Here is a 19,750-nt window from a genome sequence, read left to right as displayed (position 1 = left end):
CCCCCAGTGTCGTCCTCCCTCGAGGGGGCCGGTCGGTCTTCGCGGTGTATTCACGTCATCCAGCCTGGAGGCCGCCGCCCGCCCGCGGCCCGGAGTGGCGGAATCTGTGGAGAAGTCGAATGACACAGGCATGCTGTAGAAACAGGTCATGGCGATCCGGTACTGGCTGGGCGTGGTCCAGCGCGACCACGTCCTCCGCGGCGTGGCCGGCGGCTTCGCCCAGGTCAATCACGGGGCCAGGGCGCCGCTGGAGCGCATGCACGGCGCCGACGGCTTCGTCTTCTACTCGCCCAAGACGGCCTACCCCGACGGCGAGCCGCTCAAGGAGTTCACCGCGATCGGCCGCATCGCCGACGACGAGACGTACCAGGCCACGCAGGGCCCCATGATGACCGGCCCGAACGGCGACTTCCGGCCGTGGCGGCGTCGCGTGGAGTGGGACCACGACGCCGTCGCGACGCCGATCCGGCCCATGCTCCCCTCCCTCGACTTCACGCGCGACAACCGCGACTGGGGGTACCAGTTGCGCCGCGGCCTCATCGAGATCAGCCGCCACGACTTCGAGCTGATCCGGCGGCAGATGCGTCCGTCACCGGAGGACACACGCCGGAACCGCTCGTCCGCCCGGATTACGATGGCCCGGTGACCGACAGCCTCACCACGCCGAACACCACGTCGACCAGCACCCCGCACATCCCCGCCGCCCACCGCCAGGCCAAGTACCAGGTCCGCTTCGACTGGGCGTCCGCGGGAGCCGCCGCCGTGGCCGCCGACGCCGATGTGGTCGTGTGGGTCGACGCCCTCCCGGCCGACGGCCCGACGGGAGCCGTGGAGGCCGCACCCGCCCTCGCCGCCGCCCCCGCCGCAGCCGCCGTGCTGGCCGCCGGCCTCACCGATGCGCCCGCGGTCGCGCGCTGGATCCTCGACGAGCAGGTCCGCCTCGGCCGCCGGGCCATGATCGCCCTCGTCGCGGCAGGAGGAACGGCGGCAGGAGGAACAGCGGCAGGCGGAACGGCGGCAGACCCCGCGACCCCCCGCTTCGCCGTCGAGGACCTCCTGGCCGCCGGTGCCGTGGTCGACGCGCTCGCCGCCTCCGGTATCGACTACAGCTCCCCGGAGGCCGCCGCCGCGTGCGCCGCCTTCACGGGCCTCCGCGGCGCCGTCGCGCACCTCCTCACCGCCTCCGTCTCCGGCCAGGAGCTGGTCGCCCAGGGCATCACCCCGGCCGATGTCGCCCCGGCTGGACGGCTCGACACCTCCGCCGACGTCCGCGTCCTCCGCGCGCCGACCGCCTGATCGGGCGCTCCGGCCCCGCTGGGAGCTCGCTCCGCTGCAGGAATGCACCGCTGCAACGGGGTGTTCACTGCCTGCAGGAGGTAATGATGAAGGCTGTTCTGAATGACACCGTGATCGCCGAGGCCCCGCAGGAGGACCTCATCCGCATCGAGGGCAACTGGTACTTCCCGCCGGCGAGCGTGAAGTCGGAGTACCTCGTCGAGAGCTCGACGCCGTACACCTGTCCGTGGAAGGGCGAGTGCCAGTACTTCTCCGTGAAGGACGGCGACGCCCTGCTGCAGGACCGTGCGTGGAGCTACCCGACCCCGTACCCGAGCTCGTTCGACCGCGTCGGCAAGGACTACAGCGGCTACGTCGCGTTCTGGAAGGACGTCCGCGTCGTCGACTGACGCCTGATCGGGCGATCCCACGAAGGTCACCGGCCCACCGGCCTGGGAACCACCCGCACAGACCGCTTCCGGCCCGGGCCCGCGCGTTACGATGACCGCGAGTCCGGGCCGGCGTCGTCTCACCCCGACCGATGGCCCGCGGAGGGAGGAACGCATGCGCCGCTCCACCCGCCCCGCCCTGCTCGCCATCACGGCAGCACTGACGGCCGCCGCCCTCGCCGCGTGCACCGCATCGGCGCCGACGCCCCGCCCGACGGAGACCCGGACGCCGACATCGACGCCGCGCCCGACCGCTTCGTCGTCGCCCGTCGCCGCGATCCCCTGGCAGCCGGGGGAGCGGACCACCGACCTGGCGACCGGCCTGGAGGCGCCCTGGTCGGCGGTCCCGCTGCCGAGCGGGTCGACCCTGATCAGCGAGCGCGACTCCGGCGACGTGATCGAGCGGCTGCCGCAGGGCGGCCAGCGGCTCGCCGGAACCGTGCCCGGGGTCGTGCACACCGGCGAGAGCGGCCTGCTCGGCCTCGCCGTCCCCACGGGAAGTGCGCCGCCGTACCTGTACGCGTACGAGACGACCGCCGACGACAACCGCGTGGTGCGCCTCCCGCTGACCGGCGTTCCCGGCAGCTACGCGCTGGGAGCCCCCGAACCGGTCGTGACCGGCATCCCCAAGGCCGCCAACCACGACGGAGGCCGCATCGCCTTCGGCCCGGACGGCATGCTCTACATCACCGCCGGCGACGCCTCGCAGCCCGACCGCGCACAGGACGTCGCCTCGCTCGGCGGCAAGATCCTCCGGGTGACGCCGGAGGGCAACGTGCCCGGGGACAACCCGTTCCCCGGCTCCCCGGTGTGGTCGTTCGGCCACCGCAACCCGCAGGGCATCGGCTGGGACTCGCACGGCACCATGTGGGCCAGCGAGTTCGGCCAGAACACCTGGGACGAGCTCAACATCATCACGCCGGGGTCGAACTACGGCTGGCCGGCCGTCGAGGGCATCGGCGGCGATCCCGCCTACACCGACCCGGTGCAGCAGTGGTCGACCGACGAGGCGAGCCCGAGCGGTCTGGCCATCGTGGGTGACACCATCTTCATCGCCGGGCTCGGCGGCGAGCGCCTCTGGACCGTCTGGTCGACCGACGGGCACGCTCCGGTGACCGCAGAGGCGTTCTTCGACGGCGAGCTGGGAAGGCTGCGCGACGTCGTGGCGCGCGGCGACCGCATCTGGCTGCTCACCAACGACACCGACGGGCGCGGAGACCCGGGGCCGGGGGACGACCGGCTGGTGGAGGTGCCGCTCACCCCGGCCGATCCGGCACGGCTTCCCGGCTGAGGGGTTCGGCCGGGACCGACGGGTAGTCTGGAGGGGTACGCCACGATTCGGGAGCGAACCCTGAGCATCATCCTCGGATACGATCCGACCACCCTGCGCGAGCGCGTCGACCTGCGGGCGGCCGGCGAGCGCCTGGACGAGCTGGGCAGCCTGCGCAGCCTCAGCGCGCTCAACGAGAAGATGGTGCTGCTGCGGCTGCTCGGCCGGCTCGACGAGGCGCTGCAGATCGCCAACGAGGCGGTCAGGCAGGCGCGCTTCACGGGTGACCGGGAGGAGCTGCTCGGCGCCCGCATCCGGCGCGCGCAGGTGCTGCAGTACCAGGGCAAGTTCGACGAGGCCGTGGTGGAGCTGACCGGTTGCGTCGACGAGGCGGCCGGCCGCGAGTGGACCGCGCTGGAGGCGTTCGCCGTGCAGAGCCGCGGCAAGGTCTACTTCGACATGAAGGACTACGAGAACGCGCTGACCGATATGAAGGCGGCGGTGTTCCTGCGCGAGAAGCTCGGCGCCTCCCCGGCCGAGATCGACGGCGCGTTGACCGCGGTGGCCGTCGTGCAGGCGTTCCGCGACGAGAGCGCAGGCGCGGGTGCGCTGGGCGCAGAGGGGCCCGGCCACGAGGGGGAGCGCTGACCGCAGCACCCGCGGCACCCGCCGCTCCCTGGAGACGCCCGGTGTCGCCGCGTAGGATTCTCGCCATGAACCACCCGGCCCTCCGTCGCCTCCACCGCGAGGTCGCGCGCTGATGGCCGAGCTCGAGCGGGTGCGGCGCTGGGCGGACGCCCTGATCGCGCTGCACCTCGACCCGCAGGTGTGGAGCTTCGACTTCGACAACGCGAAGACCCGCGCCGGGCTGTGCAACTACACCGCCAAGCGGATCACCGTCTCGCGCTACCTCGCGTCGCGCTACGACGACGACGAGATCCACCAGATCCTGCTGCACGAGGTGGCGCACGCGCTCGCCGGATCGCGCGCCGGTCACGGTCCGCGCTGGCGGGCCATCGCGCTCGACCTCGGCTACGAGGGCAAGCGGCTGCACGGCGGCGCCATCGCGGACGACCTGGCGCCGTGGGTCGGCACCTGCCCGAACGGTCACACGCACTACCGCTACCGCAAGCCGGCGCGTGCGTTGGCGTGCGGAGCCTGCAGCAGGCGCTTCGACGCCGCCAACCTGATCTCGTGGCAGCACCGCGAGGTGTCGTCGGCGCAGCGCCGGGTGGCAGCGGCCGCCGCCACCGAGCGGCTGCGCTGACCCGGCGCTGCCCCTACTCGGCGGCCGCAGCCTCCGCCAGCCGGGCGTCGAGCCCGTCGCGAACCCGCGGCCACTCCTCGCGGAGGACCGAGTACACCGCCGTGTCGCGCCAGCTCCCGTCCGCGCGCGGCTGCGTGTGCCGGAGCACGCCCTCGAAGGTCGCGCCGAGGCGCAGGATGGCCGCGCGCGAGCGCTCGTTCAGCACGTCGGCCTGCAGCTTGACGCGCTCGAATCCGTGATCGAAGGCGGTGCCGAGCAGCAGGCGTTTGGTCTCCGCGTTCACGGACGTTCCCCAGACCTCCGGCGCGTAGGCCGTCCAGCCGATGTGCGCCGAGCCGTTGACCAGGTCGAAGTCGCCGAGCGTCGTCGTCCCGACCAGCCGGTCGCCGTCCCGGAGGCAGACCGCGGTCACGTTGCCGCTGCCCCAGGCGAGGTAGCCGAGGATGAAGTCGCGCCACTCCTCGTAGGTGTCGCGGTACGCCGCGGGGCCGCCTCCCCAGCCTCCGGCGAACACCTCGGGCCGCCCGATCGCATCGAACAGGTCCGGCAGGTCGTCGAGCGTGAGGGCGCGCAGCCGCACCAGCCGGCCATCGAGCACGGCGGCGGGATCGGGGCGGGAGGCGGTCATCCGTTCAGTATGGCAGCGCGGAGCACGCCGACGGCCGGGCGGCGACCCCGCGGTGCGATAGGGTCTTCGAGGCTATGGCGACCGATTCGATCCTCCCCCGCGGCACCGGACAGCTGCTCGACACCGGCGACGGAGCGCCCTGGTGGTTCGACTCCGGTTCGCTCGCGCTCGACTTCGCATACACGGGCGAGGAGGCCGTCGGCGGTATCTCCGCACCGGCCGTCACCGACCCCGAGGGGCTGAACGCCTGGCTGACCGAGCGCTTCCCCGAGGTGGCGCCGACCGCAGGCGAGCGCGAGCTGCGCGACGCCGGCACCCTCCGCGCCGCCATCGGCCGCCTGGCCCGCAGCGCCAGCCGCGGCGAGCCGCTCGCCCCGGACGACGTCGACGTCGTGAACCTCTTCGCCGCGACGCCCGACATCCCGCCCGTGCTCGCCGGCGGCGGACGCCAGGCCGGCCGGACCAACGCCCGCCCGCACCAGGCGCTCGGCTCGATCGCGCGTGACGCCGTGCGGCTGTTCGGGCCGGAGGTCGGCGGCCGCATCCGCGAGTGCGCCGCCGACGACTGCGAGCTGGTGTACCTCGACACCTCGCGCAGCAGCAACCGGCGCTGGTGCTCCATGCAGCGCTGCGGCAACCGCGCCAAGGTGCGGGCCCACCGCGCCCGCGCCTCCCGCGTCGCCGGCTGACCGTCCGCCGTCCCGCCCTGCCGCTCCATCGCCTTGGCGCAACACGCCGTCAGGAGCGTGGCCCAGACGGCGTGTTGCGCCCACTCGATCGCCGGCCGGTGGAGAACGACCCCGCGGCCCGGCCGTCCGCCACAATGGACGCATGACGCGTTCCGTCGACCTCAACAGCGATCTCGGCGAGGCGTTCGGCGCCTGGGGGATGGGCGACGACGCCGCCATGCTGCGCGTCGTGACGAGCGCGAACGTCGCGTGCGGCTTCCACGCCGGCGACCCGAGCACGATGCTCGCCACCTGCCGCACGGCCGCCGAGCGCGGTGTCGCGATCGGCGCGCACGTCTCCTATCGCGACCTGGCGGGCTTCGGGAGGCGCGCGATGGACGTCCCCGCCACCGAGCTCCGCGACGAGGTGCTGTACCAGCTGGCCGCTCTGGTCGGGGTGGCCCGCGTCGCCGGTGCCGAGGTCCGCTACGTGAAGCCGCACGGCGCCCTCTACAACCGGATCGTGACCGACGCCGCCCAGGCCGCCGCCGTCGCCGAGGCGGTCGCTCTGTTCGACGACGGCCTCGCCCTCCTCGGGCTGGCCGGGTCCGCGATCGAGCGCGCGGCGGCCGGCGCCGGACTGCGCTTCGTCCGCGAGGCGTTCGTCGATCGCGCCTACCGGCCCGACGGCACGCTCGTGCCGCGCACAGAGCCCGGCGCCGTCCTGCACGGCGACGACGGCATCGCCGAGCGCGCGCTCCGGCTCGCCGCAGAGGGCCGGGTGACCGCGTCCGACGGCACCGACATCGCCGTGGAGGTCGATTCGCTCTGCGTGCACGGCGACACCCCCGGCGCGGTCGCGATGGCGGAGGCGGTCCGCGCCCGGCTCGACGCCGCCGGCATCCCGGTGGCCGCGTTCGCATGACGCGTCGCATCCTCCCCTCGGGCGACCGCGCGCTCCTCGTGGAGGTCGACGGACTGGAGGAGGTGCTCGCCCTCTATCCCGCGCTGCAGCGCAGCCGCCCGCCGGGCGTGGTCGACCTGGTGCCCGCCGCCCGGACCATCGGGGTCACGCTCGACCCGCGCCTCCTGCCGCTCGCCTCGGCCGCCGCGTGGCTCGAGCGCACCGCGCCCGACGCGACCCCGCGCGACGACGGCCCGGCCGTCGAGCTGACCGTCCGCTATGACGGACCCGACCTCGCCGAGGTCGCCGCGCTGCTGGGCCTCGACGAGCGCGCGGTGATCGACCTGCACACGGGTTCCGTCTGGAGGGTCGCGTTCGGCGGCTTCGCGCCCGGCTTCGGCTACCTCGTGACCGACCACGACCGGCTCCACGTGCCGCGCCGCAGCACGCCCCGCACGGCGGTGCCCGCGGGAGCCGTCGCGCTCGCCGGCGCGTTCAGCGGCGTCTATCCGCGCACGAGTCCCGGCGGCTGGCAGCTCATCGGCACGACCGACGCGACGCTCTGGGACCCGTCGGCCGATCCGCCCGCCCTGCTCCGCCCGGGTGCCGTGGTGCGGTTCCGGGAGGCGCGATGAGCCTCCACGTCCTCGCCCCGGGCCCGCTCGCGCTCGTGCAGGACCTCGGCCGTCCGGGTCTCGCGCACCTCGGCGTGAGCCCGTCGGGAGCGCTCGACCGCGGCGCCCTCGCGCTGGCCAACCGGCTCGTCGGCAACGCCGAGGGCGCGGCGGGTGTCGAGGTGCTGCTCGGCGGATTCGAGGCCCGCGTCGACGCGCCGCTCTGGTTCGCCGTCACCGGGGCGGAGGCGCCGCTGACGCTCGACGGACGCCCGCTGGACCCGAACCTCCCGCACCGCGCCGAGGCCGGCCAGCTCCTCCGCCTCGGTGGCGCGACCGCGGGTCTGCGCCTCTACCTGGCGCTCCGCGGCGGCGTCGCCGTGCCGCCCGTGCTCGGCTCTCGGTCGCGTGACGTGCTCGCCTCGCTCGGCCCAGCGCCCCTCGCCGCCGGTGACGTGCTGCCCGCCGGGGACCTCGCCGCCCATCCCGTGCCCGCGATCGACGTCGTCCCGGTCGAGCGACCGGCCGCAGGCGCGGTCGAGGTGCACGCGTCCCGCGGCCCGCGCGCCGACTGGTTCACGCCGGATGCGCTCGACGCCTTCTACGGCACCGCGTGGCGGATCGGAGCCGACAGCAACCGTGTCGGCGCCCGGCTCGACCCGCCGGCCGCCGCGCCCGTGAGCCTTCTCGAGCGCCGCCTCCACGCCGAGCTCCCCAGCGAGCCCATGGTCGCGGGCTCCGTGCAGGTCTCGCCAGACGGCCGTCCGACCGTGCTGCTGGCCGATCACCCGGTGACCGGCGGCTACCCGGTGATCGCGGTCGTGACCGCGGCCTCCCTCGACAGGTTCGCGCAGCTGCGGCCCGGGCAGGAGGTCGCGTTCCGGCACGCCTGACGGCGCCCGAGCTCGCGTCAGTCCCGCCGCGTCCCCGTCTGGAAGATGTTCCGCGCGGGCGGAGGCGACGGCACGCTGGTCTGGTCGGTCACGATCGGCGCGCCCGCCACGAACGCGCGCAGCTCGTCGCCCGCGACCGCCTTCGCCGGGTGCGGTCCGCTCGCGAGCAGCCGCGGCAGCCACTCCAGCGGCAGCGGGGAGTCGGAGCCGACGAGCACGACGTTGCCGAACCTCCTGCCCTTCAGCACCTGCGTCTCGGCGAGCGCGGCCACGTTGCCGACGACCTGGCCGAGGGTGGCGACCTGGCTGCGCGCGAAGGCGAGCGGAGGCCCGTCGGCGACGTTGACGAGTACGATCCCGCCCGGCTTGAGCAGCGACACCGCCGACCGGTAGAACTCGACGCTCGTCACGTGCGCGGGCGTCCGCGAGCCGCTGAAGATGTCGATCACGAGCAGGTCGACCGCTCCCCGCAGACCCGCGGGGAGCTTGCCGACGACCTCGCGGGCGTCTCCGTGGCGGATGCGGATGGAGGCGTACCGCGGCAGTGGCAGGTTCTCGCGCACGAGTTCGACCAGCCGCGACTCCAGCTCCACGACCTGCTGCCGCGACCCCGGCCGGGTGTGCGCGATGTAGCGGGGGAGGGTCAGCGCGCCGGCGCCGAGGTGCACGGCCGTGATCGGCTCGCCCGGCTCGCCGATGAGGTCGATGACGTTGCCCATCCGCTGGATGTACTCGAAGAACAGCTGGGAGGGGTCGTCGAGGTTCACGTGCGACTGCGGGGTGCCGTCCACCACGAGCTGGTACGCCCCCGGCACGAACCGGTCCGGCTCGACGACCGCGAGGTAGCCGCTCTCACCGAGCACGACGGAGGGGTTCTGCGACACGACTCCCACCCTAAACCGCGCAAACGGGGGTTGGATGGGCGCATGAGCGGCGAACGCGTCCTGGTGACCGGAGGGTCGGGCTTCGTCGGCGCGCACTGCGTGCTGGCGCTGCTGCAGGCCGGCTACGACGTCCGTACGACGATCCGCACCCCGGCGCGCGCCGCCGACGTGCGCTCCCAGCTGCGCGCGGGAGGCGTGGACGACCCGGGCGACCGCCTGGCGTTCGCCGTCGCCGACCTCACCAGCGACGCGGGCTGGAGCGACGCCGTCGCCGGCTGCCGGCACGTGCTTCACGTCGCCTCCCCGTTCCCGCGCCGCCAGCCCAAGGACCCGGACGAACTGGTCGTCCCCGCCCGCGACGGCGCCCTGCGGGTGCTGCGGGCGGCGCGCGACGCCGGCGTGCAGCGGGTCGTGCTCACCTCCTCGTTCGCCGCGATCGGCTACGGCCACGCGCCGACCGACCGGGCCTTCACGGAGGAGGACTGGACCGAGCTCGACAGCGGCCGTCCGGTCAGCCCGTACGTGCGCTCCAAGACGCTCGCCGAGCGCGCGGCGTGGGAGTTCATCGAGCGCGAAGGCGGGCCGTTGGAGCTCGCGACGGTCAACCCGGTCGGCGTGCTCGGCCCGGTGCTCGGCCCCGACGTCTCGAGCTCGGTGGAGCTGATCCGGCTGCTGCGGGAGGGACGCCTCCCGCGCCTTCCCGACGTCCACTTCGGCATCGTGGACGCGCGCGACGTCGCCGCGCTGCACCTGCTCGCGATGACGCGGCCGGAGGCCGCCGGGCAGCGCTTCCTCGCCATCGCGGGGGAGGTCATGAGCGCTCAGGAGGTCGCCCTCCTGATCCGCGGCCACCTCGGCGCCGCGGGCGGTCACCGCATCAGCACGAAACTCATGCCCAACTGGATGGTCAAGGCGGCGGCGCCGTTCAACCGGCAGGTGCGCGACTCCCTGGGCGACATCGGGGTCGTGCGACGGGCCTCCGGAGACAAGGCCGGACGGGTGCTCGGCTGGGAGCCGCGGAGCCGCGAGGAGGCCGTCATCGCGACCGTCGACACCCTCCCGGTGCAGCCGACGCGCTAGGAATATCGGACGTGCGCGCAGGGTTATACCCCATCGACGCGTTGTCGGTCAAGAAAAGACTGGACACGGCGCGTCCGTTTGACATATAGTTGTTCTTTGCGCTCCCGGACACACTTCTGCCTTCATATTGCGGTCGGCTCTGTCCTCCACCCGCGCGCCTGGGCCCGACTCCTCGGGTCAGATACGGCGACTGCGTGACCGGCCGGGAGCCCTCGTCCACACCCTCACCTGACCGACAGTAACTGGCCCGACGGGGCCCACGGAGGTTATTTCCTTGGCTGCTGCGCGCAACGCAACCAACACCGACAAGACACCCAAGAACGGACGAGCCGCCTCTCGTCTCTCGTTCGCCAAGATCGCAGACACCCTGACCGTTCCCGATCTGCTCGCTCTGCAGACCGAGAGCTTCGACTGGCTGGTCGGCAACGACGCGTGGAAGGCTCGCGTCGCCGAGGCCGAGGCCCAGGGCCGTCAGGATCTTCCCGCCGCGACGGGCCTCGAGGAGATCTTCGAGGAGATCTCTCCCATCGAGGACCTCGGCGAGACCATGCAGCTCTCCTTCACGAACCCGTTCCTGGAGGAGAAGAAGTACTCCATCGACGAGTGCAAGGAGAAGGGCAAGACCTACGCGGCCCCGCTCTACGTCGAGGCCGAGTTCATGAACCACCTCACCGGTGAGATCAAGACCCAGACGGTCTTCATGGGCGACTTCCCGCTCATGACCGAGCGCGGCACGTTCATCATCAACGGCACCGAGCGCGTCGTCGTCTCGCAGCTCGTCCGCTCGCCGGGCGTCTACTTCGAGGCCGCCGCCGACAAGACCTCCGACAAGGACATCTACTCGGCGCGCATCATCCCGAGCCGCGGCGCGTGGCTCGAGTTCGAGATCGACAAGCGCGACCAGGTCGGCGTCCGCATCGACCGCAAGCGCAAGCAGTCGGTCACCGTGTTCCTGAAGGCCCTCGGCCTCACCAGCGAGGAGATCCTCGCCGAGTTCGCCGGCTTCCAGTCCATCGAGGCCACCCTGGAGAAGGACACCGTCCTCACCAAGGAGGAGGCGCTCAAGGACATCTACCGCAAGCTGCGTCCGGGCGAGCAGGTCGCCGCCGAGGCCGCGCGTGCGCTCCTCGACAACTTCTACTTCAACCCGAAGCGCTACGACCTCGCCAAGGTCGGCCGCTACAAGATCAACCGCAAGCTCGGCCTCGAGGCCCCGCTGACGGACTCGGTGCTGACCACCCAGGACATCATCGCGACGATCAAGTACCTCGTGTCGCTGCACGACGGCCAGACCACCATCAAGGGCCTCCGTAACGGCGAGCTGACCGACATCCGCATCGACGTCGACGACATCGACCACTTCGGCAACCGTCGTATCCGCGCCGTCGGCGAGCTCATCCAGAACCAGGTCCGCACCGGTCTGTCCCGCATGGAGCGCGTCGTCCGCGAGCGCATGACCACGCAGGACATCGAGGCGATCACCCCGCAGACCCTGATCAACGTGCGCCCCGTCGTCGCCGCGATCAAGGAGTTCTTCGGCACGTCGCAGCTGTCGCAGTTCATGGACCAGAACAACCCGCTCGCGGGCCTGACCCACAAGCGCCGCCTGTCGGCGCTGGGCCCCGGTGGTCTGAGCCGTGAGCGCGCCGGCGTCGAGGTCCGTGACGTCCACCCGTCGCACTACGGCCGCATGTGCCCGATCGAGACCCCGGAAGGCCCGAACATCGGCCTCATCGGCTCGCTCGCGTCCTTCGCGCGCATCAACTCGTTCGGCTTCATCGAGACGCCGTACCGCAAGGTCGTCGGCGGCAAGGTCACCGACCAGATCGACTACCTCACCGCCTCCGAGGAGGACGACTACATCGTCGCCCAGGCGAACGCCCCGCTCACCGCGGACAGCCACTTCGCCGAGGAGCGCGTGCTCGCCCGTCAGAAGGGCGGCGAGGTCGACCTCGTCCCGGCCGACCTGATCGGCTACATGGACGTCTCCCCGCGCCAGATGGTCTCGGTGGGCACCTCGCTCATCCCGTTCCTCGAGCACGACGACGCCAACCGCGCGCTCATGGGCGCCAACATGCAGCGCCAGGCCGTGCCGCTCCTCCGCTCGGAGAGCCCGCTGGTCGGCACCGGCATGGAGGGCTACGCCGCGATCGACGCCGGTGACGTGGTCACCGCCGACAAGTCCGGTGTGGTCTCCGAGGTCTCGGCCGACGCAGTCACCGTGATGGCGGACGACGGCACGTACCAGACGTACTACCTCCGCAAGTTCGACCGCTCCAACCAGGGCACCTCGTACAACCACCGCGTTGTCGTCGACGAGGGCGACCGGATCGAGGCGGGCGAGGTCGTCGCAGACGGCCCGGCCACCGAGAACGGCGAGCTCGCGCTGGGCAAGAACCTCCTCGTGGCGTTCATGCCGTGGGAGGGTCACAACTTCGAGGACGCCATCATCCTCAGCCAGAACCTGGTGAAGGACGACACCCTCTCCTCGATCCACATCGAGGAGTACGAGGTCGACGCCCGCGACACCAAGCTCGGCAAGGAGGAGATCACCCGCGACCTCCCGAACGTCAGCCCGGACCTCCTGGCCGACCTCGACGAGCGCGGCATCATCCGCATCGGCGCCGAGGTGCGCCCCGGCGACATCCTCGTCGGCAAGGTCACGCCGAAGGGCGAGACCGAGCTGAGCGCCGAGGAGCGCCTGCTCCGCGCGATCTTCAACGAGAAGAGCCGCGAGGTGCGCGACACCTCCCTCAAGGTTCCGCACGGCGAGGAGGGCACCATCATCGGTGTCAAGGTCTTCGACGCGCAGGACGGCGACGACGAGCTCGGCTCCGGCGTGAACCAGCGCGTGGTGGTCTACATCGCCCAGAAGCGCAAGATCACCGCGGGTGACAAGCTCGCCGGCCGTCACGGCAACAAGGGCGTCATCTCCAAGATCCTTCCGGTCGAGGACATGCCGTTCCTCGCGGACGGCACCCCGGTCGACGTGATCCTCAACCCGCTCGGCGTCCCCGGCCGCATGAACTTCGGTCAGGTGCTGGAGATCCACCTCGGCTGGATCGCCAAGAACGGCTGGAACATCGAGGGCATCCCCGAGTGGGCGGCCCAGCTGCCCGAGGCCGCGCTGAGCGCAGAGCCGAACACCAAGGTCGCGACCCCGGTGTTCGACGGCGCGAAGGAGGACGAGATCGCGGGTCTGCTCGACTCGACGCTCCCGACCCGCGACGGCGACCGCCTGATCGGCTCCTCCGGCAAGACCCAGCTGTTCGACGGCCGCTCCGGCGAGCCGTACCCGGACCCTGTGTCGGTCGGCTACATGTACATCCTGAAGCTGCACCACCTGGTCGACGACAAGATCCACGCCCGTTCGACCGGCCCGTACTCGATGATCACCCAGCAGCCGCTCGGCGGTAAGGCGCAGTTCGGCGGTCAGCGCTTCGGCGAGATGGAGGTGTGGGCCCTCGAGGCGTACGGCGCCGCCTACGCGCTGCAGGAGCTCCTCACCATCAAGTCGGACGACATCCTCGGCCGCGTGAAGGTGTACGAGGCCATCGTCAAGGGTGAGAACATCCAGGAGCCGGGCATCCCGGAGTCCTTCAAGGTCCTCATCAAGGAGATGCAGTCCCTCTGCCTGAACGTGGAGGTGCTCTCCGCGGACGGCCAGACGGTCAGCCTGCGCGACTCCGACGACGAGGCCTTCCGCGCCGCAGAGGAGCTCGGCATCAACATCTCCTCCCGCTTCGAGTCCTCGTCGATCGACGAGATCTGACCCGGTAGCCAGACCCAACTGACGAATCTTCCATAGGAGAGAAGGAACTTTGCTCGAGTCAACAACTTTTGACGAGCTGCGTATCGGCCTGGCCACCGCTGACGACATCCGTCGCTGGAGCTACGGCGAGGTCAAGAAGCCCGAGACGATCAACTACCGCACCCTGAAGCCCGAGAAGGACGGCCTCTTCGGCGAGCAGATCTTCGGCCCGTCGCGGGACTGGGAGTGCTCGTGCGGCAAGTACAAGCGCGTCCGCTTCAAGGGCATCGTGTGCGAGCGCTGCGGCGTGGAGGTCACCAAGTCCTCCGTCCGTCGTGAGCGCATGGGCCACATCGAGCTCGCCGCCCCGGTCACGCACATCTGGTACTTCAAGGGTGTGCCCAGCCGTCTCGGCTACCTGCTCGACATGGCGCCGAAGGACCTCGAGAAGGTCATCTACTTCGCCGCCTACATGGTGATCGAGGTCGACGAGGACGGCCGTCACGCCGACCTCCCGGGCCTCGAGAACGAGCTGCGCCTCGAGATCAAGACGCTGTCCGACCAGCGCGACGCCCGCGTCGCCGAGCGTCTGCAGCGCCTCGAGACCGACCTCGCCGCCCTGGAGGAGGAGGGTGCCAAGGCCGACCAGAAGCGTCGCGTCAAGGACACCGCCGAGAAGGAGATGGGCCAGCTCCGCAAGTCCTTCGACGAGGACATCGCCCGCCTGGAGCGCGTGTGGGAGTCGTTCCGCACCCTCAAGGTCGGCGACCTCAAGCCTGAGGACGCGGACTTCAACGAGCTCGTCGACCGCTACGGCCTGTACTTCGAGGCCTACATGGGCGCCGAGGCGATCAAGCGCCGCCTGCAGGCCTTCGACCTGAACGCCGAGGCCGACCTGCTCCGCGAGCAGATCGCCACCGGCAAGGGTCAGAAGAAGATCCGTGCGATCAAGCGCCTGCGCGTGGTGTCGTCGTTCCTCGCGACCGGCAACTCGCCGGCCGCGATGGTCCTCGACGTGGTCCCGGTCATCCCGCCGGAGCTGCGCCCGATGGTCCAGCTCGACGGCGGCCGCTTCGCGACCTCCGACCTGAACGACCTGTACCGCCGCGTGATCAACCGCAACAACCGCCTCCGTCGTCTGCTCGACCTCGGCGCGCCCGAGATCATCGTGAACAACGAGAAGCGCATGCTGCAGGAGGCCGTCGACGCGCTGTTCGACAACGGCCGCCGCGGTCGTCCCGTCACGGGCACCGGCAACCGCGCGCTCAAGTCCCTCAGCGACATGCTGAAGGGCAAGCAGGGCCGGTTCCGCCAGAACCTGCTCGGCAAGCGCGTGGACTACTCGGGCCGTTCGGTCATCATCGTGGGTCCGCAGCTCAAGCTGCACCAGTGCGGTCTGCCCAAGCAGATGGCGCTGGAGCTGTTCAAGCCGTTCGTGATCAAGCGCCTGATCGACCTGAGCCACGCTCAGAACATCAAGGCCGCCAAGCGCATGGTCGAGCGTTCGCGCCCGCAGGTGTGGGACGTGCTCGAGGAGATCATCCGCGAGCGCCCCGTGCTGCTGAACCGCGCCCCCACGCTGCACCGTCTGGGCATCCAGGCGTTCGAGCCGCAGCTCGTCGAGGGCAAGGCCATCCAGCTGCACCCGCTCGTCTGCGCCGCCTTCAACGCGGACTTCGACGGTGACCAGATGGCCGTGCACCTCCCGCTGTCGGTGGAGGCCCAGGCCGAGGCCCGCATCCTGATGCTCGCCTCGAACAACATCCTGAAGCCGTCCGACGGCCGCCCGGTCACCCTGCCCTCGCAGGACATGATCATCGGTCTGCACCACCTCACCACCGTCCGCGAGGGCGCTGAGGGTGAGGGTCGCGCGTTCTCCTCGGTCTCCGAGGCGATCCTCGCGAAGGACCAGGGCACGCTGCACCTGAACGCCAAGGTCAAGATCCGTCTCGACAACTACGTGCCCTCCGACGCGGCGGACACGGGGACCGAGCCGGTCACCGCCATCGTGGAGACCACCCTCGGCCGCGCCCTCTTCAACGAGGCGCTGCCGGCGGACTACCCCTACGTGGAGGCCGTCGCCGACAAGGGCACGATCTCGTCGATCGTGAACGCGCTGGCGGAGCGGTACCCGAAGGTGGAGGTCGCGGCCGCGCTCGACCGGATCAAGGATGCCGGCTTCTACTGGGGCACCCGCTCGGGCGTCACGGTGTCGCTGAGCGACATCCTGACCCCGCCGAACAAGGCGCAGATCGTCTCCGGCTACGAGCAGAAGGCGGCCAAGATCAACGCCGAGTTCGAGAAGGGTCTCACGACCGACCTCGAGCGTCGCCAGGAGCTGGTGAAGATCTGGACCGAGGCCACCAACGAGGTCGCCGAGGCCATGCGCGCCAACTTCCCGGAGGACAACACCATCAACCGCATGGTGACGTCCGGTGCCCGTGGTAACTGGCTGCAGGTCCGCAACATCGCCGGTATGCGCGGTCTGGTGAACAACCCGAAGGGTGAGATCATCCCGCGTCCGATCATCTCCTCGTACCGCGAGGGGCTGTCGGTGGCGGAGTACTTCATCGCGACGCACGGTGCCCGCAAGGGTCTGGCCGACACGGCCCTCCGTACGGCGGACTCGGGCTACCTGACCCGTCGTCTGGTGGACGTCTCGCAGGATGTCATCATCCGCGAGGACGACTGCGGCACGACCAAGGGCCTCGACCTGCCGATCGCGACGGTCGGCGCCGACGGCACGCTCACGCGTGACCCGAACGTCGAGAACTCGGTGTTCGCCCGCACGCTCGCGGCCGACGCCGTGGGCTCGAACGGCGACGTCGTGGCGAAGGCCGGCGACGATGTGGGCGACGTGCTCATCGACAAGCTGGTGGCCGCCGGCGTGACCGACATCAAGGTCCGCTCCGTGCTCACCTGCGAGTCGGCGGTCGGCGTCTGCGCCGCCTGCTACGGCCGTTCGCTCGCGACCGGCAAGCTCGTGGACATCGGCGAGGCGGTCGGCATCATCGCCGCCCAGTCGATCGGTGAGCCCGGAACGCAGCTGACGATGCGTACGTTCCACACCGGTGGTTCGGCCTCCGCGGACGACATCACCCAGGGTCTGCCGCGCGTCCAGGAGCTGTTCGAGGCGCGCACCCCGAAGGGTGCCTCCCCGATCGCCGAGGCCGCGGGCCGCATCATCATCGAGGAGACGGACAAGTCCCGCAAGGTCATCCTGACCCCGGACAACGGCGACGAGCCGCACGTCTACCCGGTGCTGAAGCGCTCGACCCTCCTGGTGGAGGACGGGCAGCACGTCGAGCTCGGCCAGCAGCTGATCGTCGGAACGGTCGACCCGAAGGAGGTCCTCCGGGTCAAGGGCGTCCGCGAGGTGCAGAAGCACCTGGTGGGCGGCGTCCAGGGCGTCTACCGCTCGCAGGGCGTGCCGATCCACGACAAGCACATCGAGGTCATCGTCCGCCAGATGCTCCGCAAGGTCACCGTCGTCGACCACGGCGACACCGACCTGCTGCCGGGTGAGCTCGTCGACCGCTCGCGGTACAACGAGATCAACCGCGCTGCGCTGCAGGAGGGCAAGAAGACGGCGTCCGCCCGTCAGGAGGTCATGGGTATCACCAAGGCCTCGCTGGCGACCGAGTCGTGGCTGTCGGCCGCGTCCTTCCAGGAGACCACCCGCGTCCTGACGCAGGCGGCCATGGAGGGCAAGTCCGACCCGCTGATCGGTCTCAAGGAGAACGTCATCATCGGTAAGCTCATCCCGGCCGGCACGGGTCTCTCCCGCTACCGGAACGTCTCGGTGGAGGCGACCGAGGAGGCCAAGGCGGAGCGGTACCCCAACCGCATCTTCGCCGACGACTCCGCGTTCAGCGAGAACGACCTGAGCTTCGTCGACTTCGACAGCTTCAGCTCGGACGACTACACCCCGGGCACCTACAACTGATAGGCGCCTGACCACGAAGGCCCCCGGCTTCTGCCGGGGGCCTTCGTCGTTCCCGGGGTTCGTCGTCGGCGGCGCGGCGGTGCGGGAGAATGAGAGCATGTGGCGCCACCTCCTCGAGTACACCGACACCACCGGCCGCGCGATGGTCGGCTGCGCCGGCGTGGCGCTCGTCGTCGCGATCGTGAGCTTCGTCGTCGGCATCGCTCAGGCCGTCGGCGGGCACGCCGCGGGCACCCTCCCGTACTGGCTGACGACGATGGGCTGCGCCGTGCTGGCAGGGGTGCTGGTCTTCCTCGCCAGCCGCCGCGGCCGCCTCCGCTAGCCGCTCCAGCAGCCGCTCCTCCGGCCTCGGCGGGCTGACCCCCGCGCGCGGGGCACCCTCATGCGGGACTGTCCGCGTGGTTTCGCCGTTCAGTACGGTGACCTCGCATTCCGCAGAGGAGGTCCCCGTGGCGTCCATGACCGAGATCCTGATCCTGCACGGCCATCTGCCCATCGAGTACCTCGACGGCGTCCAGGGCGACCCGGCGTCCGACGAGTCCGTCGTCCGCGAGCTGATGTCCAGCGGTGCGATCACGCCGCAGCAGCTGGCGCGCGCCCGCGCGGCCCAGTCCGGCCTCCCCTTCGTCGAGCTCACGGACTACCCGGTCGACCGGGCGGCCGTCTCCCTCATCCCTGGTGCGATCTGCCGCCGGCACACCGTGCTCCCGATCGCCGTGCGCGAGGGCGCCGTGATCCTCGCCATGGCGGACCCCGGCAACGTGTTCGCCATCGACGACGTGCGCGCCGCCTCCCGCCTCTCCGTCGCGCCGGCCGTCGCGGACGAGACGGACCTCCTCGCCGCCATCGACCGCTGGATCCGCGCCGACGACGAGCTCTCCGACCTGACCAGCACGCTCGAGGAGGAGAGCGCTCCGGTCGAGGAGGCGGGGGCGGCCGACGCGATCGACGACGACGCCCCGATCGTGCGGTTCGTGAACCTGCTGGTCAGCCAGGCCATCCAGGATCACGCCTCCGACATCCACATCGAGCCGGCCGAGCACGAGGTGCGGGTGCGGTACCGCATCGACGGCGTGCTGCACGCCATGCCGCCTGCGCCGAAGGCCATCCAGAACGGCGTCATCTCGCGGCTCAAGATCATGAGCGACATCGACATCGCCGAGCGCCGCAAGCCGCAGGACGGCCGCATGTCGGTCGTGCACGGCGGCCGTCAGATCGACCTGCGCGTGGCCACGCTGCCGACGGTGTGGGGCGAGAAGGTCGTCATGCGCATCCTCGACAACACGAACACCGGCATGACCCTGCGCGACCTCAACCTGCTCGACCGCAACTTCGAGGTCTACCGGGCGTCGTACTCGAAGCCGTACGGGATGATCCTGATCACCGGCCCGACCGGCTCCGGCAAGTCGACCACGCTCTACACGACCCTGAACGCCGTCGCACGGCCCGAGATCAACGTGATCACGGTGGAGGACCCGGTCGAGTACCGCATGCCCGGCATCAACCAGGTGCAGGTCAACCCGAAGGCCGGCCTGACGTTCGCGAGCGCGCTGCGCAGCATCCTCCGCTCCGACCCGGATGTGGTGCTGCTGGGCGAGATCCGCGACCACGAGACCGCGCAGATCGCCATCGAGGCGTCGCTGACCGGCCACCTCGTGCTCTCGACCCTGCACACCAACGATGCGCCCAGCGCGGTGACCCGGCTGACCGAGATGGAGATCGAGCCGTTCCTCGTGGGCTCGGCGCTCGACTGCGTGGTCGCGCAGCGTCTGGCGCGGCGGCTCTGCGAGCGCTGCAAGCGGCCGGGGGAGCAGGGGGTGGAGGAGTTGCGGAGGCTGCGCTTCGCCGTCCCGGACGACCAGCCCCTGCCACCGATCTTCGTGCCCGTCGGCTGCCCGACCTGCTCCGGCACCGGGTACCGCGGCCGGATCGCGGTGCACGAGGTCATGGCGGTGACGGAGCAGATCGAGCGGCTCGCGGTGCAGCGGGCGTCGAGCGCCGACATCGGTCGCGTGGCGCGCGAGCAGGGCATGCTCACGCTGCGCGAGGACGGTTGGGAGAAGGTCAAGCTCGGGCTGACCTCGGTGGAAGAGATCCTGCGAGTGGTGGCATAGGAGGCCG

The 19,750-nt window shown here is 71.1% G+C and carries 17 protein-coding genes; 15 read left to right on the top strand and 2 right to left on the bottom strand.

All coding sequences use genetic code 11. The features are described from left to right. Positions 1–148 precede the first annotated feature (148 nt). From P5G50_RS17585 to P5G50_RS17560, 6 genes are all read left to right on the top strand, one after another. Positions 149–646 carry an EVE domain-containing protein gene (locus tag P5G50_RS17585; protein WP_301212825.1) on the top strand — a complete coding sequence of 166 codons (498 nt, stop codon included), beginning with the start codon at positions 149–151 and terminating at the stop codon, positions 644–646. Further along, positions 643–1,296 carry a 2-phosphosulfolactate phosphatase gene (locus tag P5G50_RS17580; RefSeq protein ID WP_301212826.1) on the top strand — a complete coding sequence of 218 codons (654 nt, stop codon included), beginning with the start codon at positions 643–645 and terminating at the stop codon, positions 1,294–1,296. Before P5G50_RS17585 ends, P5G50_RS17580 begins: the two co-directional genes overlap by 4 nt. Before the next feature lie 86 nt (positions 1,297–1,382). After that, complete coding sequence (locus tag P5G50_RS17575) at positions 1,383–1,685, top strand: DUF427 domain-containing protein (RefSeq protein WP_301212827.1); 303 nt, start codon at positions 1,383–1,385, stop codon at positions 1,683–1,685. A 154-nt stretch (positions 1,686–1,839) separates the two neighbouring features. Continuing rightward, the gene (locus tag P5G50_RS17570) at positions 1,840–3,015 is read left to right on the top strand and encodes a PQQ-dependent sugar dehydrogenase (RefSeq protein ID WP_301212829.1); all 1,176 of its coding nucleotides are present in this window, start codon (positions 1,840–1,842) and stop codon (positions 3,013–3,015) included. 180 nt (positions 3,016–3,195) lie between these two features. Continuing rightward, positions 3,196–3,642 (top strand): hypothetical protein, encoded by a 447-nt coding sequence (locus tag P5G50_RS17565; protein WP_363319485.1) that lies wholly within the window; start codon positions 3,196–3,198, stop codon positions 3,640–3,642. Between the two features lie 112 nt (positions 3,643–3,754). Continuing rightward, entirely contained in the window at positions 3,755–4,261 is a 507-nt protein-coding gene (locus P5G50_RS17560; RefSeq protein ID WP_301212830.1) for a SprT-like domain-containing protein, read from the top strand. A gap of 13 nt (positions 4,262–4,274) precedes the next feature. On the opposite strand, the gene P5G50_RS17555 is transcribed toward P5G50_RS17560, so the two are convergent. After that, a complete protein-coding gene (locus P5G50_RS17555) occupies positions 4,275–4,889 on the bottom strand; it encodes a GNAT family N-acetyltransferase (RefSeq protein WP_301212831.1) in 615 nt (204 codons plus the stop codon). A gap of 74 nt (positions 4,890–4,963) precedes the next feature. Here P5G50_RS17555 and P5G50_RS17550 point away from each other — a divergent pair, with 74 nt between their 5' ends. The 4 genes from P5G50_RS17550 (at position 4,964) to P5G50_RS17535 (ending at position 7,968) form a co-directional block, all read left to right on the top strand. Next, entirely contained in the window at positions 4,964–5,578 is a 615-nt protein-coding gene (locus tag P5G50_RS17550; protein WP_301212832.1) for a CGNR zinc finger domain-containing protein, read from the top strand. 142 nt (positions 5,579–5,720) lie between these two features. Beyond that, the gene (locus P5G50_RS17545) at positions 5,721–6,482 is read left to right on the top strand and encodes a LamB/YcsF family protein (protein WP_301212833.1); all 762 of its coding nucleotides are present in this window, start codon (positions 5,721–5,723) and stop codon (positions 6,480–6,482) included. Next, entirely contained in the window at positions 6,479–7,096 is a 618-nt protein-coding gene (locus P5G50_RS17540) for a 5-oxoprolinase subunit B family protein (RefSeq protein ID WP_301212834.1), read from the top strand. Before P5G50_RS17545 ends, P5G50_RS17540 begins: the two co-directional genes overlap by 4 nt. Next, positions 7,093–7,968, top strand: a complete 876-nt coding sequence (locus P5G50_RS17535; protein ID WP_301212835.1) for a 5-oxoprolinase subunit C family protein — start codon at positions 7,093–7,095, stop codon at positions 7,966–7,968. Before P5G50_RS17540 ends, P5G50_RS17535 begins: the two co-directional genes overlap by 4 nt. A 17-nt stretch (positions 7,969–7,985) precedes the next feature. Here P5G50_RS17535 and P5G50_RS17530 read toward each other — a convergent pair whose 3' ends face one another. Next, complete coding sequence (locus P5G50_RS17530; RefSeq protein WP_301212837.1) at positions 7,986–8,852, bottom strand: spermidine synthase; 867 nt, start codon at positions 8,850–8,852, stop codon at positions 7,986–7,988. 42 nt (positions 8,853–8,894) lie between these two features. Between P5G50_RS17530 and P5G50_RS17525 the strand changes: the two genes are divergently transcribed. From P5G50_RS17525 to P5G50_RS17505, 5 genes are all read left to right on the top strand, one after another. Beyond that, the gene (locus tag P5G50_RS17525; RefSeq protein ID WP_301212838.1) at positions 8,895–9,932 is read left to right on the top strand and encodes an SDR family oxidoreductase; all 1,038 of its coding nucleotides are present in this window, start codon (positions 8,895–8,897) and stop codon (positions 9,930–9,932) included. Between the two features lie 274 nt (positions 9,933–10,206). Next, positions 10,207–13,704, top strand: a complete 3,498-nt coding sequence (gene rpoB / locus P5G50_RS17520; RefSeq protein ID WP_301212839.1) for a DNA-directed RNA polymerase subunit beta — start codon at positions 10,207–10,209, stop codon at positions 13,702–13,704. Between the two features lie 49 nt (positions 13,705–13,753). Then, complete coding sequence (locus P5G50_RS17515) at positions 13,754–17,629, top strand: DNA-directed RNA polymerase subunit beta' (RefSeq protein ID WP_301212840.1); 3,876 nt, start codon at positions 13,754–13,756, stop codon at positions 17,627–17,629. A 97-nt stretch (positions 17,630–17,726) separates the two neighbouring features. Beyond that, positions 17,727–17,951, top strand: a complete 225-nt coding sequence (locus P5G50_RS17510) for a hypothetical protein (protein ID WP_301212841.1) — start codon at positions 17,727–17,729, stop codon at positions 17,949–17,951. 127 nt (positions 17,952–18,078) lie between these two features. Further along, complete coding sequence (locus tag P5G50_RS17505; RefSeq protein ID WP_301212842.1) at positions 18,079–19,743, top strand: GspE/PulE family protein; 1,665 nt, start codon at positions 18,079–18,081, stop codon at positions 19,741–19,743. Positions 19,744–19,750 lie beyond the last annotated feature (7 nt).

Source organism: Leifsonia williamsii (genome assembly GCF_030433685.1).
In the GTDB taxonomy this organism is placed as follows: domain Bacteria; phylum Actinomycetota; class Actinomycetes; order Actinomycetales; family Microbacteriaceae; genus Leifsonia; species Leifsonia williamsii.
This window is presented reverse-complemented; position numbering and strand designations above follow the sequence as displayed.

Coding starts and splice junctions, on each gene's coding strand:
- P5G50_RS17585 (WP_301212825.1), top strand. CDS start 149: ATGGCGATCCGGTACTGGCTGGGCGTGGTCCAGCGCGACCACGTCCTC.
- P5G50_RS17575 (WP_301212827.1), top strand. CDS start 1,383: ATGAAGGCTGTTCTGAATGACACCGTGATCGCCGAGGCCCCGCAGGAG.
- P5G50_RS17570 (WP_301212829.1), top strand. CDS start 1,840: ATGCGCCGCTCCACCCGCCCCGCCCTGCTCGCCATCACGGCAGCACTG.
- P5G50_RS17565 (WP_363319485.1), top strand. CDS start 3,196: ATGGTGCTGCTGCGGCTGCTCGGCCGGCTCGACGAGGCGCTGCAGATC.
- P5G50_RS17560 (WP_301212830.1), top strand. CDS start 3,755: ATGGCCGAGCTCGAGCGGGTGCGGCGCTGGGCGGACGCCCTGATCGCG.
- P5G50_RS17555 (WP_301212831.1), bottom strand. CDS start 4,889: ATGACCGCCTCCCGCCCCGATCCCGCCGCCGTGCTCGATGGCCGGCTG.
- P5G50_RS17550 (WP_301212832.1), top strand. CDS start 4,964: ATGGCGACCGATTCGATCCTCCCCCGCGGCACCGGACAGCTGCTCGAC.
- P5G50_RS17545 (WP_301212833.1), top strand. CDS start 5,721: ATGACGCGTTCCGTCGACCTCAACAGCGATCTCGGCGAGGCGTTCGGC.
- P5G50_RS17540 (WP_301212834.1), top strand. CDS start 6,479: ATGACGCGTCGCATCCTCCCCTCGGGCGACCGCGCGCTCCTCGTGGAG.
- P5G50_RS17535 (WP_301212835.1), top strand. CDS start 7,093: ATGAGCCTCCACGTCCTCGCCCCGGGCCCGCTCGCGCTCGTGCAGGAC.
- P5G50_RS17525 (WP_301212838.1), top strand. CDS start 8,895: ATGAGCGGCGAACGCGTCCTGGTGACCGGAGGGTCGGGCTTCGTCGGC.
- P5G50_RS17510 (WP_301212841.1), top strand. CDS start 17,727: ATGTGGCGCCACCTCCTCGAGTACACCGACACCACCGGCCGCGCGATG.